At 30.7% G+C, this 18,753-nt stretch carries 14 protein-coding genes; 3 read left to right on the plus strand and 11 right to left on the minus strand.

Annotated elements, in window-relative coordinates:
- The 7 genes from MC378_RS13870 to MC378_RS13905 all read right to left on the minus strand — a co-directional run bounded on the left by MC378_RS13870 (nt 1) and on the right by MC378_RS13905 (nt 8,540).
- On the minus strand, nt 1-465 hold the full coding sequence (locus MC378_RS13870; protein ID WP_242179371.1) for a hypothetical protein: 465 nt from the start codon (nt 463-465) through the stop codon (nt 1-3).
- A gap of 116 nt (nt 466-581) precedes the next feature.
- Nucleotides 582-3,797, minus strand: a complete 3,216-nt coding sequence (locus MC378_RS13875) for a leucine--tRNA ligase (RefSeq protein WP_242179372.1) — start codon at nt 3,795-3,797, stop codon at nt 582-584.
- Between the two features lie 171 nt (nt 3,798-3,968).
- Entirely contained in the window at nt 3,969-4,532 is a 564-nt protein-coding gene (locus MC378_RS13880; protein ID WP_242179373.1) for a porin family protein, read from the minus strand.
- 174 nt (nt 4,533-4,706) lie between these two features.
- Complete coding sequence (locus MC378_RS13885; RefSeq protein WP_242179374.1) at nt 4,707-5,258, minus strand: DUF2911 domain-containing protein; 552 nt, start codon at nt 5,256-5,258, stop codon at nt 4,707-4,709.
- Between the two features lie 211 nt (nt 5,259-5,469).
- A complete protein-coding gene (feoB, locus tag MC378_RS13895; RefSeq protein WP_242179376.1) occupies nt 5,470-7,578 on the minus strand; it encodes a ferrous iron transport protein B in 2,109 nt (702 codons plus the stop codon).
- A complete protein-coding gene (locus tag MC378_RS13900) occupies nt 7,578-7,808 on the minus strand; it encodes a FeoA family protein (protein WP_242179377.1) in 231 nt (76 codons plus the stop codon). Before MC378_RS13900 ends, feoB begins: the two co-directional genes overlap by 1 nt.
- A gap of 51 nt (nt 7,809-7,859) precedes the next feature.
- Nucleotides 7,860-8,540, minus strand: coding sequence for an SCO family protein (locus MC378_RS13905; protein ID WP_242179378.1), 681 nt, complete (start codon nt 8,538-8,540; stop codon nt 7,860-7,862).
- Between the two features lie 173 nt (nt 8,541-8,713).
- Here MC378_RS13905 and rseP point away from each other — a divergent pair, with 173 nt between their 5' ends.
- Nucleotides 8,714-10,069 carry an RIP metalloprotease RseP gene (gene rseP / locus MC378_RS13910; RefSeq protein WP_242179379.1) on the plus strand — a complete coding sequence of 452 codons (1,356 nt, stop codon included), beginning with the start codon at nt 8,714-8,716 and terminating at the stop codon, nt 10,067-10,069.
- A gap of 288 nt (nt 10,070-10,357) precedes the next feature.
- On the opposite strand, the gene MC378_RS13915 is transcribed toward rseP, so the two are convergent.
- From MC378_RS13915 to MC378_RS13930, 4 genes are all read right to left on the minus strand, one after another.
- On the minus strand, nt 10,358-11,233 hold the full coding sequence (locus tag MC378_RS13915; RefSeq protein WP_242179380.1) for a cupin-like domain-containing protein: 876 nt from the start codon (nt 11,231-11,233) through the stop codon (nt 10,358-10,360).
- Nucleotides 11,234-11,348: 115 nt separating this feature from the next.
- A complete protein-coding gene (locus MC378_RS13920) occupies nt 11,349-12,776 on the minus strand; it encodes a flotillin family protein (protein ID WP_242179381.1) in 1,428 nt (475 codons plus the stop codon).
- Nucleotides 12,777-12,782: 6 nt separating this feature from the next.
- A complete protein-coding gene (locus tag MC378_RS13925) occupies nt 12,783-13,355 on the minus strand; it encodes a hypothetical protein (protein WP_242179382.1) in 573 nt (190 codons plus the stop codon).
- A gap of 276 nt (nt 13,356-13,631) precedes the next feature.
- Entirely contained in the window at nt 13,632-15,461 is a 1,830-nt protein-coding gene (locus MC378_RS13930; RefSeq protein ID WP_242179383.1) for a TonB-dependent receptor plug domain-containing protein, read from the minus strand.
- A gap of 67 nt (nt 15,462-15,528) precedes the next feature.
- Here MC378_RS13930 and MC378_RS13935 point away from each other — a divergent pair, with 67 nt between their 5' ends.
- Nucleotides 15,529-17,031, plus strand: coding sequence for an aminotransferase-like domain-containing protein (locus tag MC378_RS13935; RefSeq protein ID WP_242179384.1), 1,503 nt, complete (start codon nt 15,529-15,531; stop codon nt 17,029-17,031).
- 275 nt (nt 17,032-17,306) lie between these two features.
- On the plus strand, nt 17,307-18,563 hold the full coding sequence (locus MC378_RS13940) for a Y-family DNA polymerase (protein WP_242179385.1): 1,257 nt from the start codon (nt 17,307-17,309) through the stop codon (nt 18,561-18,563).
- Nucleotides 18,564-18,753 lie beyond the last annotated feature (190 nt).

Consider the following 18,753-nt stretch of genomic DNA (forward strand, 5'->3'; position numbering starts at 1 on the left):
TTATTCTTCTTTTATTCGTTTTGTTCTCATTGTTAGCAGGTCATCAAAATCACCATCTTTATCCCAATCGCTTTTGCTTTTCCCTAAAAACCCTTCATCGGTTTGTGTTATATGATAACTCACATTTGTTGTAACATCATTATAAATAAAATGAACAAACAACGAATCGTTTTCTGCACTCCACTTACCATCAACATGTGAAAATTTCCCTCCGTTTTTATCTGCAAACCAAGCAGAAAAAGTACCGTCAGAATTGTATTTAGATTGCGCAACTTGTGCTGAATTTTCATTAAATTCCTTTTCGTAGACATATAAAGAATCAGACTTCTCGTAGGTTGCCATTTCTATTTTTAAATAAGTAGTTTCCCAACTTTGAGCCATATATTCTTTTAATGATTGTTTTTGTTTACAACTAACAATAAACATTCCGAAAATAGCTATTAATAGAAAATTTTTAAGTTTCACTTCAAATAAGTTTTAGAGTGACAAGATAACTAAATAAAAAAGCCATTACAAATACCTGTAATGACTTTTACTATTGTTTTCACAAACAAATTTAATGTTTTATAAAACGATGTGTTTTAGCCAACTATATTTACAATTTTACCAGGTACAATAATTACTTTCTTAGGAGTTCTACCTTCTAATTGTGCAATTGTTTTTTCGTGAGACATAACTGCTGCTTCGATTTCATCTTTAGATAAATCTAACGGAAGCTCTAGGGTAAAACGCATTTTACCGTTAAATGAAATCGGATAATTTTTAGCGCTTTCTACCAAATGTTTTGCTTCAAATTTAGGGAAATCTGCTGTAGAAATAGATTCTTTGTGACCTAACAAACTCCACAACTCTTCTGCAATATGTGGCGCATAAGGCGAAACCAAAATTGCTAAAGGCTCTAATATGGCACGTTTGTTACATTTTAATGCTGTTAACTCGTTTACAGCAATCATAAAAGTAGAAACTGATGTATTAAAAGAGAAATTCTCGATATCTTCTTCTACTTTTTTAATGGTTTTGTGTAACACTTTAAGCTCGTCTTTGGTTGCTTCTGCATCAGAAACCTCAAAATGATCTCCGTTAAAATACAGTTTCCACAATTTCTTTAAGAAACTAGAAACTCCAGAAATACCAGAAGTTTTCCAAGGTTTTGCTTGCTCTAATGGGCCTAAAAACATTTCGAATAAACGAAGTGAATCTGCTCCATATTGTTCAACAATATCATCAGGATTTACCACATTATATTTCGACTTCGACATTTTTTCTACTTCACGGCCAACTTTATAAACGCCATTTTCTAAAATGAATTCTGCATTTTTATAATCCTGGTTTAATGGATGATTCTTAAAGGCTTCCACATCCAATTCATCAGAAGCATTTACTAATGAAACATCTGCATGTATTGGTTGTACTTTCTTACCTTCAACTAAGCCTTTTGATATAAAGGTATTAGTTCCTTCTTCCCTATAAACAAAAGCAGATGTTCCTAAAATCATTCCTTGATTAATCAGTTTTTTAGCAAACTCATCTACAGGTACAATTCCTTTATCAAACAAGAATTTTTGCCAAAAACGTGCGTATAATAAATGTCCTGTTGCGTGCTCAGATCCACCAATATAAAGGTCTATTTCTTTCCAATAATCAAGGTTTTCTTTCGATGCTATTTCATTTTCATTACTCGGATCCATATAACGGTTAAAGTAATATGAACTTCCTGCCCAACCTGGCATGGTGTTTAGTTCTAAAGGATAAACAGTCTTGTTTTTTAATTTCTCGTTAGAAACTACTTTCTTATTACGAGAATCCCAAGCCCATTCGGTTGCGTTTCCTAAAGGTGGTTTTCCGTCTTCCGTTGGCAAATACTTTTCTACCTCTGGTAAAACAATTGGCAAGTATTTTTCGTCAATCATTTGTGGCATTCCGTCTTTGTAATATACAGGAAATGGTTCTCCCCAATAACGTTGTCTGCTAAATACAGCATCGCGCAAACGGTAGTTTATTTTTCCGTAACCAAAACCACGTTTTTCCATTTCAAAAATGGCTAATTTTAAAGCTTTTTTATATTTTAATCCTGATAAAAAATCAGAATTTGCAATGACAGTTCCGTCTTTATCTGTGTGTGCAGCTTCAGAAATATCTACACCTTCAAAAATATTCGGAATCGGAATATTGAAATGTTTTGCAAAATCATAATCACGTTGATCTCCACAAGGAACCGCCATAACAGCTCCGGTTCCGTAGTTTGCTAACACGTAATCTCCAATCCAAATTTGAATTTTATCACCCGAAAAAGGATGAATAGCATAAGCACCTGTAAAAGCACCCGAAATGGTTTTTACATCTGCCATTCTATCGCGTTCAGAACGTTTTGCTGTTGCTTTTATGTAAGCTTCAACTTCTGCTTTTTGAGCATCTGTTGTAATTTTTGAAACCAACTCGTGTTCTGGAGCCAAAGTCATAAAACTTACTCCAAAAATAGTATCTGGTCTTGTCGTAAAAACATCAATTTTGTAAGATTTCTCGTCTTTAAGAACAACTTCCTTTTCAACTGTTTTTTCAATCTTTTTTGGAAATTGAATTGCAGCATTAATTTCAGAAACCACTTTTACAACATTTTGTAAAACTTCTTCATTTGTAAATCGAATAACGTTAAAACCCTCGTTATTAAAAAACTCAGTTCTTGCTACTTCATCTTCTTTACCCGAAAATTCAACAATTAGATGTTTTGCCAAACAAACGTAATCTACCCTAAAAGTACCAATTGTGTACTTTTTTCTAAATTTTGCTGCCCCTTTTTTATTTTTTAATTCGTCCCAAAGCGTAGTTTCTGCTTTCGATAAATTTAACCGTAATTCTTTTAAATCTTCTAATTCTTTATATGATAATTTTACTTCAGAAGAGTTCTTTTCAGAACCATTAGCTACTTTAAAAGTAACCATTGCTCCTTGAGAACGTCCAATCCAATTGGTTTGAGAATCTTTTAAGGGTTGTGGCCAATCTATTTTTTCTAATCCGTCTAACAAACGTTGTGCATAGGCAGAAATTCGCATAGACCATTGGGTCATTTTTTTTCTTACAACAGGATGTCCTCCACGTTCTGAAACTCCGTTTACAATTTCATCATTCGCTAAAACAGTTCCTAAAGCAGGACACCAGTTTACCTCTGTATCCGATAAAAAGGTTAATCTGTATTGTAATAATACTTCTTCTTGTTCTGTTTTAGAAAATGCTTTCCATTCATCTGCAGAAAAAGATTTGATGTCTTCATCACAAACTGCATTTACAGTTGTATTTCCTGCTGTTTTAAAGATTTTTTCTAATGTAGAAATGTCTTCTGCTTTGTCTGAATCTTTATTGTACCAAGAATTAAATAATTGAATAAAAATCCACTGTGTCCATTTATAATACTCAGGATTTGAAGTTCTTACTTCGCGAGACCAATCAAAAGAAAAACCAATTTGATCTAATTGTTTTCTATAAGTAGTAATATTAGCTTCGGTAGTTTTTGCTGGATGTTGCCCAGTCTGAATTGCATATTGTTCTGCAGGCAGACCAAAAGAATCATATCCTTGCGGATGCAATACATTAAACCCTTTATGACGCTTATAACGTGCATAAATATCACTTGCAATATACCCTAAAGGATGTCCAACATGTAAACCTGCTCCTGATGGATAAGGAAACATATCTAACACATAATATTTAGGTTTCTCCGATTCATTACTGGCTTTAAAAGTTTGGTTTTCTGCCCAAAATTTTTGCCATTTCTTTTCTATTTCTAAGTGATTGTATTGCATTGATTTTTTTCTTTAAGAGGGTGCAAATTTACGTTTATTCTTTAGAAGAATAAAGTAAAAAGAAACATGCTTAAATTGTTCAGATTGTAGAAGGTAAAATTAATACAATCTATAAAAAAGAAAGCCTCTTTACATAAAGTGAAGAGGCTTTAAATTTATTCATGTTTTTTTTTAAAATTGAAATCCTAACGTTATTTGAAAAACACCATTTTTAATATCTGGATTTTCACTAATTGCCACCAATCCTAAATTATATCTTGTTTGAAAAAAGATACCACTTTTAGATTGATACCCTAAACCAAAGTTTGCGGCAAGATCAAAATTTTCTGCGTCTGTATTTTGTACACCAGTTCCGCTATATTGATCTATTGGAACTAATTGATCTTTTATTAAAAAAGAAAATTGTGGGCCTGCTTCTACAGTAAATCCTTTAGCTATATAGTATTTTGCCATAATTGGTAGTGAAATATAATTTAAATCATATTTAAAATTATCTCTTTGTTGCGCACCTTGTGCTGAATACAATAATTCGGGTTGAATTGAAAACTTTTCAGTTAAGGAAACCTCTGCCGTAGCCCCAATAACAAACCCTGTTCTCGAATCAAGATTGTTTGCATTATGACCATTTACAGAAGCAATGTTCATTCCTAATTTAAGACCTAACTTAACGTCTTGTGCACTAACTGTTCCTACTAAAACAGTTGCTATACAAGTAATCCATAATTTTTTAATCATAATTAATTGGGGTTTTATTTATTCGTTTAAAAACAAATGTTATGCCATTTTTTTTACAATACTTAAAAATTTACACGGATCTAAATTAACAAACTAAAAATCAGTTTAATCAGCATAAAAAAAACGTAAATAGTATTTACGTTTTTTTTATATGTTATAGTTTTAGAAAAAAATCTATTCGTTTTCAAATACAACAGGCAAAGAAATAACTTTTTTCCCCCATCCCATATGCATAGTTGCTTTACTTCCTTCTCCATCAAAAACAATAGAAAAAGCTTCTATATTTTCTTCCGATTTTGTAACCTTTCCAGGAACCCTAACAACATCTTGTGTTTTATCATAAAAATAAGCACCCCAAACATTTTTTTGATTACTTAAAATAATGGTCCAATCTCCTTCTGTAGGAATTGAAAACATGGTATATGTTCCTTTTTTCACCTTTCTGTCTCCGAAAGTTACATCTTTATAAAATGTAACTTCAGCAGCTTCGTTTGCTCCTGTTCTCCAAACTTTATTTAAGGGAGCTAATTTATCTAATGATCTTCCTTTTAATTGTGGTCTACTATAAATGATTTTAACAAGTTTGTTAGCATCTTTCCAATTGTTTGGGAATGATGCAGCGTCCATTGGACTTACATCCATTTTTGGAAACTTTTGAGCATTTGTTTCTGTAGAAGAAATTATTGTAATTACTAAAAGTACAATTGATAAGATAGCTTTTTTCATTTTTATATATATTTTTTAAAATTTATTAATTTTTAGTATAAGTCTTCAAAAATAAAATTCCTTACTTAAAAAAGCTATTAATTTTATGTTAAGTTTCAATGACAATCACAATCTGTACTACAGTTTTTGCTTTTTTTAGAAGGAAAAATAAATTTTTTTACTAAAAAAACTACTGCTAAAATTACTAAAGTATAGGCTATTATTTCTTGCATTAGCTTAAGATTTGATATATAATAAATGAGGAAACATATGCCAAACCTGTCATTCCAAAAAGCTGAATTAGCGGCCATTTCCACGTTTTCGTTTCGCGTTTTACAATAGCTAAAGTTGCCATACATTGCATTGCAAATGCATAAAAAACCAACAAAGACATTCCTACTGGAAAATTAAAAAGCTTTCCTCCCGTTTCATTTACTTCCGAAGCCATTTTTTGTTTAATCGTTGTGGTGTTTTCATCATCAGCTTCCACACTATAAATAGTTGCCAAAGTACCAACAAACACTTCTCTAGCTGCAAAAGATGTAATTAAAGCAATTCCTATTTTCCAATCATATCCTAAAGGTTTTATAATTGGCTCTATGCTTTTTCCCATAATTCCGATATAAGAGTTTTCTAATTTTGCTGAAGCTATTTTTTGCTGCAATACAACATCACTTAATTGTTGATTTTCAGAATTTTCTATCACATTTTTTTCAGAATTTTTAAATGATGCTGGCCCATTTGATGCTAAAAACCACAACACAATAGAAAGTGCTAAAATTATTTTTCCTGCCCCCAATACAAAGGCTTTTGTTTTTTCTATAACATCAAACAACACATTTTTTATTGATGGCAATTTGTAATTTGGCATTTCAACAACAAAAAAAGATTTGGATTTTATTTTTAATGTTTTGTGTAAAATATAAGCTGCTAAAATTGCAGTAGCAAATCCTAGGGCATATAAAGACAATAAAACCAATCCTTGTAAATTTAAAAATCCAAAGATTTTTTTATTAGGAATTACAAGTGCAATTATAATGGCATAAACAGGCAAACGTGCAGAGCAAGTTGTAAACGGTGTTACTAAAATTGTAATTAAACGCTCTTTCCAGCTAGAAATAGTTCTTGTAGCCATAATTGCCGGAATTGCACAAGCCGTTCCTGAAATTAACGGAATTACACTTTTGCCATTCATTCCAAAACGACGCATAATTTTATCCATTAAAAAAACAACGCGACTCATATAACCTGTTTCTTCTAAAATGGCTATAAATAAAAATAAAATGGCTATTTGAGGTATGAAAATAATGACCCCTCCAACTCCTGGAATAATTCCTTCTGCTAACAAATCTGTTAATACACCTGGTTGTAAATTACTTTTTGCAAAATCTGAAAGTTGTGCAAATGTACTATCTATAAAATCCATTGGTACAGAAGCCCAATCAAATATAGATTGAAAAATCACTAATAAAATAAATGAAAATATTGCGTATCCAAAGATCTTATGTGTAAACACTTTGTCTAATTTACTGCGTATATCTGTTGCTTTGCTTTTATCGACTATATACGTTTTCTTAAGAATTTTATTGATCTCTTGATAACGATAAATAGTTTCTTTATGCTGGTATTTTTTTAATTTAGATACATCTTGTTTAAAAGCTAGCAATTTTTCTTTTTCTTCTGATGTAATGGTATCTGGATAGTTGTTTTGAGTTACCATCAACCACAGTTCATATAACGAATAGTTAGGACTAATTTCTTTTAATTTATGAAAATAATCTGGATCTATTTTATGATTTATCCCACATAAAGGAGAAGCCTTTGCCGCTACATGACAACGAATAATTGCTTCTTTCACATCGTTGATTCCTTCATTTTTTCTTGCGCTAATTAAAACAACCTCTGTATTTAATTCTTTTTTTAACAAAGACAGATCAATAGAAATACCTTTTCTACTCATTTGATCAACCATATTAATTGCCAAAACTGTTGGAATTTCTAAATCTTTAATTTGTGAAAAAAGTAGTAAATTTCTTTTTAAATTCTCTATATCTGCAACTACTAAGATTACATCTGGAGATTCTTTAATATCTTTTTTAAGTAAGGTTTTAAGTACAATACTTTCATCTACAGAAGTAGGATTAATACTGTAAGTCCCCGGTAAGTCTGTAATAATTGCATTTTGAGTAGCAGAAAGCTTACTAACTCCTTGTTTTTTATCAACCGTTACTCCAGGGTAGTTTCCAACTTTTTGGTTTAAACCTGTTAGTTGATTAAATAGCGAAGTTTTCCCTGTATTAGGATTCCCTATTAAAGCAACTTTTATATTGTTCTTAGACATTATAAATTGGCTTTAAGTATTTTTATTTGCAATGCGGTTTCTTTTCTAATTGCCAAATGACTTCCATTTACACAAATATAAATTGGGTCTTTTAATGGAGCTATTTGTATTAACTGTACTTCGGCGCCAGGTAAACAACCCATTTCTAACAATTTTAACGGAATAAAATCTAAAGATTCTTCAGAAATATAACCTATTTCTCCAATATGTAAAGATGCTATTGTGTTCAACGATTTTTATTTGGATAGCAAAGATACTAAATTAGAATGATTCTAAACAAGTTATTTCTTAGCATATTCCTCCTTTAAAAGAGCAATATCTTTTTTTAACTTTATCATGTCCTCTTTTTCTGTACCATCATAATACCCACGAATACGTCTATCTTTATCTACTAAAACAAATTGTTCTGTATGTATAAAGTCATTTTCATCACCATTTCCTTCATCTAAAACAGCAAAATAACTTTTTCTTGCAAGTTCATAAATGTGTTTTTTACTTCCAGTAGTTACATTCCATTTACCATCAATAACACCTTTTCTATCTGCATATTCTCTTAAAACAGAAACACTGTCTATTACAGGTGTAACAGAGTGTGACAAGAACATTATATCATCATCATTTTTATAAAATTCTTGCAATTCACTCATGTTATAGGCCATTGCAATACAAATAGTTTGACAACGAGTAAAGAAAAAATCTGCAACGTAAATTTTATTTTTATAATTTTTATTGGTAATAATCTCTCCGTTTTGGTTTATCAATTCAAAATCTGCAACAGTATGATTTTTGGTTATATGAGCAATGCTTTCATCAACCAAACGCGGATTTACATCTGCAGGATTATAAATTTTTAGTTTTGTATCTACTTTTAATAAATGATAAAAAACAGGAAGAGCAACAGCAGAAAAAACTATTAAAAAAATAAGTGTTGGTAGCGATTTTTTAAAGAATTTTAAATCCATAAATAATAGTAATTATACTACAAATTTACAGCATAAAAACGCCCTAAAAAAACAAACAAGAATAAATGTATTCTAAAATCTATGTTAAAATAAAAATCATCCACTATTTGTACTTTTTAAACTCTCTTTAAAAACGTACATTTGCCACCATTTTAATTATGATTTAACGCTGAATGGAAATATTAATAAAAGCATCACAATTTATTTTAAGTTTATCTTTACTAATTGTTTTGCACGAACTAGGGCACTTTATCCCTGCAAAAATATTTAAAACTCGAGTAGAAAAATTCTACTTATTTTTCGATTATAAATTCTCTATTTTCAAGAAAAAAATTGGAGATACAGTTTATGGTATTGGCTGGATTCCTTTAGGAGGCTATGTAAAAATCTCTGGAATGATTGATGAGAGCATGGATACAGAACAAATGGCTTTACCTGCACAACCTTGGGAATTTCGATCTAAACCCGCGTGGCAACGTCTAATAATTATGTTAGGTGGTGTATTTGTAAACTTTGTATTAGGTATATTTATTTACATCTGTTTAATGTGGGCTTATGGAGAAAAATTTTTACCAAATGAAAATGTAAACGCAAAAGATGGTATTTGGGTACAAGATTCTTTAGCTATAAAAGTTGGGTTAGAAACTGGTGATAAGATTTTAACCATAAATGGAGAAAAAGTTAGAAAGTTTAACGACATTACTTTAGGTTTTATAAATGGAGACAAATTTCAAATAGATAGAAACGGAGAAATTATCAATAAAAACCTTCCTGTAGATTTTATTTCAAAATTAATTGACAGAAGAAAAAATGCCGAAGGACCCATTGTTTCTGCTAGGTATCCTTTTATCATTGCAAAGGTTCAAAAAGATTCTATAAATGAAAATAGCGGTTTACAACCTAAAGATATTGTTACTTCTATAAATGGCGAAAACATTAAATATTATGATCAAGCTAAAAAGATCCTCTCTAAGTATAAAAATCAAGACATTACTTTATCTATAAAAAGAGGAGATGAAACAAAAGAAATCCCTGTAAAAGTTACCAAAAATGGAACTTTAGGAATTGTATTTGGCGGCGTTTCTTATAATGATTTACAAAAACTAGGATATTACGATTTAGCAGAAATAGAATATTCTTTTTCAGAAGCTATTCCTGCTGGTTTAAATAAATCTTGGAAAACATTAACCGATTACATTAAACAGCTTAAAAAGATATTTAATCCAAGTACAGGAGCTTATAAAGGTTTAGGTGGGTTTATTTCTATAGGAAGCATTTTTCCTGATGAATGGAGCGCACAGTCTTTCTGGAACATCACTGCATTTTTATCAATCATGTTAGGTTTTATGAACTTGTTACCAATTCCTGCTTTAGACGGTGGACATGTAGTATTTACCCTTTGGGAAATGATTACAGGTAAAAAACCTGGAGACAAATTTTTAGAATATGCACAAGTTGCCGGATTTATTCTTTTAATAGCCTTATTGCTTTTTGCAAACGGGAATGATATTTTTAGGTTGTTTAAATAATAAATCTATTTATAATAAATTTAAAAAAGCCTTCGAAATTCTATTTCGAAGGCTTTTTTTAAACTCTAAAAGAGTAGTTGATAAAAGAAAACCAAATATAATATACATTACATTTATCGCATGAATAGGCTTTCGTTCCTGGTATTATTTTAGCAATCCCTTTTCTTTTCATTCTGTGTCGAGACTCAGATTTACATTGGGGACAAGCTTTCATAAGTATTTACATTTGTTTAGATAAACGCAATGTACTAAAAATCAAATCAATAAAAGTTAAATCATATCAATGATTTATTTCTTTGTTTCAAAAATAGTTTTTTGAGTTCTTAAAATAGCCTGTTCGTTTTTCCAATCAATCCATTTTTGCCCTTTTAATCTTCTCATAATATTATCTATCGATCTCATAACAAAAACATTATAAATTGCTTTTGACAAGTTTTTAGGTTTTCTTGCAATTGCACGCAAACTCATTGAAAACCCAGGAGTAACATATTTCATGTAATGCCAGTATCCTTCTGGCATATATAATACATTACCATGTTCTAAATTAGCAATATAACCTTTGGCTTTTTTTAATGCGGGCCATTTCTTAAAATCCGGATTTGAAAAATTAATATCTTCTCTTGTAATTAAAGAATGTGGTATTTTATACAAATATTTATTTTGCTGTTGATCAAACAAAATAACTTCTTTTTTCCCTTCGAAATGAAAATGAAAAATATTGGCTAAATCTATATCATAATGCATAAAAGTATAGGAGTCTTTTCCTCCAAAAAATAGCATTGGCAAACCTTTCATTAATCGTAAACCAAAATCTGGATATGTAAAATCTTTTTGTAAAACAGGAACTTCTTTTAAGATATTCCATAAAAAAATTCTAAATTTTGTAGGTTTCTGCTTTAATAAATCCACATAGTCTGCCATTTTCATTTTAGCATGAGGTTCATTAAAACCATCTTTAAAATCTACAGGTCTGTCATCATATAACGGAACAATTTTATCTCCGGCAACTTCCTTCATATACTCTAAATTCCATTTAGAATATGCTGGCCATTCTTCTATAAAACGCTCAATAACCAAAGGTTTTTGAGGTTTAAAATAGTTCTTAATAAAATCTTCTTTGGTAATTGTTTCTACCCTATCTATTTGAGCTAAGTTTAAACTCATTTTTCAAAAAATTAAAATGCAAAGTTAAGAAAATGTTATAAAAATAGATGTTAAAAACAAAACCATCAATTAATAATAATTAAATGATGGTTTAATTTAAAAAATAAAATAAGTATTATTTAGAAGACAAGTCGTCTTTTGTTTCTTCAATATTGATTGTAGCATTATCAGGAATTTCTTTTCCTTTTAAATAATCTGGCAATTGCATTCCTGCCATATTAAACATTTCTTGTAGAGGTGGAACCGATTTATACATTCCTGAAATAAAGTTAGAAGTAGCTGTTTTCCCATCTTTTCCTCCACCATTTTCCCAAACAGTCACTTTATCAATCTTAATATTTTTAATTGCTTCTGCTTGAATTTTCACTAACTCTGGTAATTTATCTGCAATTAACAATAAGGCTGCATTTTGAGAATCGTTTCCTGCTGCTTTAACAATTTCGTCTAATCCTGCTGCTTGTTTTGTTAAAACTTCATACAGACCTTGTGCTTCTGCTTGTGCTTTAAATAAGATGGCATCTGCTTCCCCTTTTGCAATTCTTCTAATATTTTCTGCAGCTGCTTCTGCATCAATTTCAACTTTACGTTTGTCTATTTCTGCAGGAACAATAATATCTGCCAACTGAGAAGAACGCTCTCTTTCTGCTCTTGCTGTTTCTGCAATTTGTTCTGCTGCATAAGATTCTTCTAAGGCTTTTGCTGTTTGTACTTTTTCTGATGCAATTGCCACTCTTTCTGCTTCTGCTTCTCTTTGTCTTCTTAAAGAATCTGAATTAGCTACCGCAATTTTTGCAGTGTTTTCTCCTTCAACTGCTTTTGCATTTGCTGCTGCAACTTGGCTTCTTTCATCTTGTACTGCGTTTGCTTCACCAATAGAACCATCTCTAGTTTTTTCTGCAACCGATTTACGTGCCGCATTAATTGCGTGAGCAGCTGCTTCTTTCCCTAAAGCCTCTATATAACCAGATTCATCAACAATATCTGTAATATTTACGTTAATTAATTTTAAACCAACTTTCTTTAACTCCGTTTCTACACTTTGAGAAATATTGGTTAAAAACTTATCACGGTCGTTATTAATTTCTTCAATATCCATTGAAGCTACTACTAAACGTAACTGTCCGAAAATTATTTCTTGTGCTAAATCTTGAATGCTATCTTGGTCTAAACCTAACAATCTTTCTGCAGCATTTTGCATAATTCCTGGTTCTGTAGAAACCCCAATGGTAAATCTACTTGGTACATTTACACGGATATTTTGTTTAGAAAGTGCGTTTACCAGATTTACTTCAATAGAAATTGGCGTTAAATCTAAGAATTGATAATCTTGAATTACTGGAAAAATAAATGCAGCTCCACCATGAATACATTTAGCAGATTCCCCTCCACCAACTTTACCATACACTACTAAAATTCTGTCCGAAGGACATCTTTTGTAGCGTTTTATCATGGCCACTAATAAGATAAAAATAAACAGAATTGCTATTCCAATTCCTACCAAACCCGCGAACGGGCTACTTTGTAATACAATAAAATTTAGCATTTTTTTTTAATTTTGAGGTTCAATAATTAATATTCCGTTGTTGGTTACTTCAATCACTTTTATCACATTTCCTTGTGTTAAATCTTCTTCATAATCGGTTAAAGCTTCTAATTCTCTTAAAGCTCCTTGCACTTTTACTTGTACCTTTCCTATTTTAGATCTTTTAGCACCAACTGTTAAATAAACTTCTCCGATAGCATTTAAAGCATTTTTCATTTTTAACGTTCCACTAGAAGTTAATTTACTGATGTAATAAAACATTGCTGCCATCACAAACATCATTAGTAAACCACAAAAAATGGAAATAATAATTGTTAGTGATTTAGAGTTACTTGCTTCTATACTTGCTATTCCACTCCAACCAAAAATAGTAAAAAAGGCTACTAAATTTTTAAGTGTAAAAAACTGAAAACCAGCTCCTGTATCTGCTTCTATTTCTACATCTACATCTCCTATGTCATCGGTATCTGCACCAATAAAAGTACTGATTAAAACAAATAAAAAGAATACGGTAGAAATCCCGGTAATTATCCAATAAGTCTTTTCAAAAGAAGATAATGCTGAATACCATTCCATCATAATAATACGTTTTTAAAAGTGATTAAATATAAAAAAATTGACGCAATAAAAGGGTTATTTTATCAATAAATAGAAACTACATTTGAATAGCGTTAAACTTTCTAAATTTTTTAGTCTTGGAGATTATAGGTTTAACAAAAAGTTTACGAACTCTATATATAAGTGTCATAAAAAAGGTTTTTGTTACAAAAAAAATCAAAATCTTCTAAATTAAAATCAAAATGCCTTGACAAGTAAATTTGTCAAGGCATTTCAAAAACATATAAATTACCTTTTTTAAAAACCGTAACGTAGTCCAAACAACACATTGCTTGACGGCATTGGCACAAAACCAGACTCTATATATTCTGCATCAAAAATATTATTTGCAGTAACTGTAAAACTAAATGTATCGATATCTACAATTATAGAAGCATCCCAAACATTATAACTTGTGCCAACAGTACGTTCTGCGTGTTTGTAAATAATATTCTGACTCACATTTTTAAATAATTTTGATGAAAAACGTGTTGTAAATTGATGTCTTAACGTATTTAGAGAATAACGAGATAAATCTTTATTCTGATCTAAAATGTCATCATCTAAAAAATTATATCCAAAAGATAAAGTCTGATTAAACTCATTTAATTTAAAACGATAATCTGCATTAAATTCAAAACCTCTGGTATTTACTTTTGCAATATTAGTTGCCTTATATTGTGAAGTAGGATCTGTGTCTGGTCTAATAAAATCAATTAGATTATCTGCATCTCTATTAAAAATGGCAACAGAAGTTGTAAATCTTTCTGAATTATATTTTAATCCGATTTCTTGTGCAAAGGCTTCTTCTGGCTTTAAATTTGGATTTCCTTTTGTACTACTATTATTGTAATACAAATCTGTATAAGTTGGTATCCTATACGTTAGGCCCAAGTTTCCATAAGCTTTTAATTTATCTGATAATTGATACCCAACATCTAAACCTGGAAAGGCATGAAATTTAAAATCTGAAAAATAAGTAACTGCAATTCCTGGAGTAAGATCTAACTTATCATTGGCTAATTTAAAACGATGTTCTAAAAATAAATTCGCCATAGTTCTCTTTCTATCTCCTAAATTATTACTATTTATAGAAACTCTAGAAATATCTACACCAAAACCTGTAATTCCTAAATTAGAAGTATAAGAAGCATTTGTTTCTACACCTACTTTATTAGTAATGTGTAAATTTCTAGAAAAACTAGGATCTTCTCTTTTTAAAAGAAAAATATCTTGCCCTCTTCTCCAATAAACTCTTGGTGTAATTTTTAATTTATCAGTTTTAAAAGTAGTTGTAACTCCAATTACGCTATTCTGAGTTTCTTCATATTCACTAAAACCATAAGAGGTTGGTGTATAAAAATTTTGTGCGCCAAATTTCTTATCAAAAAAAGTAGCTAAAACCTCTATTGATTGTTGTTTTTTATTAAAAACTCCTTTTAAGAAATAGTTGTAATTATTATAATCAGAATTTTCTCTGTATCCATCTGATGTTAGTGCACCAACATGTGCAATTATTGATGCATTTTCAAATTCTTTACTAACCGTCACAGAACCATTTAGTTGCCCAAAAGAACCAGCTTCCAGATTTATAGAAGCGGTGTTTTTTAATTTCTTTTTAGTGACAATATTTATGGCTCCTGTAAATGCATTCTGACCGAAGACTCTTGCCGCAGGACCTTTTATAATTTCTATTCTTTCGATAACTTCAACCGGTAAAGCGGCATTTAAGGTATGGTGTCCGGTTTGAGAATCATCCATTTTAATACCATCAATCAATAATAAGGTTTGATCAAAACCACCACCTCTAATAAATAAATCTGCCTGACTCCCTGCAGTTCCTCTTCTTCTAATATCTACACCAGCAACTTGTTGTAGTAAATCGGCAACAGTTGTAGCGGCACTGTTTTTTATTTCTTCCGATGAAATAACATTTATCGTTCTAGAATTTTCTTTAAAAGGTAAATCTATCCTAGTAGAAGTAATTATTACTTCTTTTAACGTGTCTCTTTTTATAGGATCTGATTGCGCTTTTACTTGAAAGGCAACAAATAATAAAGTAAGGATTAAGGTAATTTTAATTTTCATAAATGATTGATTAAATATGACGCAAAACTCGTAACTTTCCGGACGATTAAACTAGTCCAGTTTTAAAATGAAAGATAGTCCGATTAATACTTTATTTAAACAATTAATCAATTTTGATAAATCGATACCTCAACCTGTTTATATACAAGTTGCTCAGCAAATTATAAATGCTATACAACGTGGATATCTATCTAAAGGAACTCTTCTACCCGGAACACGTGTTTTAAGTAGGGTTTTAAAAATCCATAGAAATACTGCAGTTGCTATTTACGAAGAATTAGCCTCGCAAGATTGGGTAGAAATCATACCAAATAAAGGTACGTTTGTTTTAGAACCAGCATTAAAAACGGCAAAAATTAAAGCACCTTCTCAAAAAATAAATGAGGCATATAATACAGCCAAAACAACCGGATTTCCATTTCAGAAGTCTTTTCATTTAGCATCAACAATTGAATCAACAGTAGCTAAATATTCTATTAACGACGGAAAACCAGATTTACGTTTGCATCCTGTACATCAATTTTCTAGATGGTACAGCGCTGCTATGAAACGTAAAACCCTCATCAAAAAGTGGAACAGACCCAACGAATCTTTTTATTCGTTATTTGAAACGCAACTTTGTAATTATTTAAATGTTACCAGAAATTTTCATATAAAACCGAACAATTTAATAAGTACGCGTAGTACAGAAATGAGTTTATACATTGTTTCTCAACTATTAATTAAACAAAACGATGTTGTTTTAGTGGGTAATTTAAGTAATTATACTGCGAATATGATTTTTCAGCAAGCAGGTGCCAGCATTAAAACAATTCCGGTAGATGCAGATGGGTTAGATGTAAATTATATTAGAAAACATTTTATCAAAAAAAGCATTCGGTGTATTTATATCTGTGCGCATAGAGATTATCCAACAACGGTAACTTTAAGTGCAGAACGACGTTTGGCATTATTGCAATTGGCAAAAGAATACGGTTTTGCTATTATTGAAGATGATTACGATTACGATTTTCAGTTTGAAGGTTCTGCTATGCTCCCTATGGCAAGTGCAAATACAAATGGAATGGTCATTTATTTAGGAAAATTAGGGCAATCGTTATTCCCAAGTTTTCAAACAGGATTTGTAATTGCACCCGAAAACTTAATTTCTGAAGCTAAAAATTATCTACAATTGTTAGACGAACAAGGCGATTTAATTCAGCAACAAATGTTATCGGAACTAATTTATGAAGGTGAAATTTATCGTTTAATGAAAAAAAATGTTGTGATCTATAAACAAAGACGCGATTGTTTATGCGAACTCTTAACCGATTATTTTTCTGAAATTGCTTACTGGGAAATTCCTTCAGGTGGCTTGGCAATATGGATCCAGTTTAAAGAACAAATATCGTTGGTAAAACTAGCATCAGCAGCAGAAAAAAACGATTTATTTTTACCAAAAACCATTTTGTATCAAGATAAAAATACCTGTGCCATCCGTTTTGGTTTTGGACATTTAAATTTAGAAGAAATGGAAATTGTTATTCAGAAATTAAAAAATGCTTATAATAAGGTTATTGAAAGAAATTAAAGATTTTATTTATTTCGTTTAATTTTAGGTGGGTTTTGTCGAGTATCAAAAACATCAATTATTTCAATCCGGTTTTCCTTAATATTCACCCAATAAATTAATTTGTAGTTTAAGGAATTCTTGAACAAATTCTATTTTTCTTGTTTGTAAATCCATTTTAATTGGCTTTTTTCGAAAATACAAAATTTTAAAAAATCTAAAATCAATTTATTTTTTCAACAGATTAAGATATTAACAACATAATTTTGCCTACTATTTTTAGGTACATTTATGGCATGTTTGCACTGGTAGATTGTAATAATTTTTATGCTTCTTGCGAGCGGGTTTTTAATCCGAACTTGCAAGGAAAACCCGTTGCTATTTTAAGCAATAACGATGGTTGTGTTATTTCTATGAGCGATGAAGCTAAGAAATTACAACTGCCTTTTGGTGCGCCTATTTTTAAATGGGATGCCTTTTGTAAAGCAAATAATATTACCGTTTTGTCTTCTAATTATCCGTTGTACGGAGATATGAGCGCAAGAGTTATGAATATTTTGGCAGGTTTTTCTCCCGATGTAGAAGTCTATTCTATTGATGAATCTTTTTTAGAATTAAAAGGTTTTGAGAATTATAATTTGGAAGAATACGCTGCAAAAATGAGAAGTCGTATTTTAAAATGGACAGGTATACCCACTTGCGTTGGAATTGCGCCAACCAAAGCATTAACAAAAGTTGCGAACAAAATTGCACGTTCTAACATTAAACAATCTAAAGGAATTTGCATTATCGATTCTGATGAAAAAAGAATTAAAGCTTTAAAGTGGACCAAAATTGGCAATGTTTGGGGAATTGGAAGGCAATTAAAAAAGCGCTTAGAAGCCAAAGGTTGCATAACTGCGTATGATTTCACACAATTGCCAAGCAATTGGGTTTTAAAAGAATTGTCTATTGTAGCATGGCGTTTGCAAAAAGATTTACAAGGCATTTCTAAAATTCCGTTAGAAGAAGTTTCATCAAAAAAAATGATTGCTACAACGCGTAGTTTTGAGTTTACCTATTCTGACATCAACAATATAAAAGAACGCATTTCTACTTTTGCTGCGAGTTGTGCAGAAAAATTACGGAATCAAAAATCTAGTTGTCATATGCTCATTGTGCAACTCTCTAGCGATCGGCATAAAGAAAGCCAACAGCAACATAGAGAAAGTAAAACGGTGGTTTTTTCGTGTCCAACAGATTCTACATTAACCATTTCTAAAGCTGCAGTAGAAGCTGTAAAAACCATTTTTAAAAGTGGGATTCAATATAAAAGAGCCGGTGTAATTGTTACAGGTTTGGTACCTAATGATAATTTTCAATTGAATTTATTTTCGCATGAAAACCCAAAACACAAACCGTTAATGTCTACAATTGATAAATTAAATCGTAAATTTAAAGCAGATAAAATTAAATTAGGGAATCAAGATTTAAAACGGACTTGGAAAATGCGTCAAGAAAGATTATCACCTAGATTTACCACAAATATTAATGATGTTTTAATTGTTAAATAAACCACTATGTGTTAGAAATACATAATTTTTAAAGTCAGTTTGTCTTTCCGAACGAGGAACGAGGAGGAATCTCATAATTATAAGATTTCTCGTCGTTCGTACCTCACTCTCGAAATGATCTGTGTTAAAAACCTATTGTTTTTTGTTAAATTTTCATCTAATTACAGCAATATAAATTTTGATGATTTTC

It is taken from the genome of Polaribacter marinus (genome assembly GCF_022662535.1).
Lineage (GTDB): Bacteria > Bacteroidota > Bacteroidia > Flavobacteriales > Flavobacteriaceae > Polaribacter > Polaribacter marinus.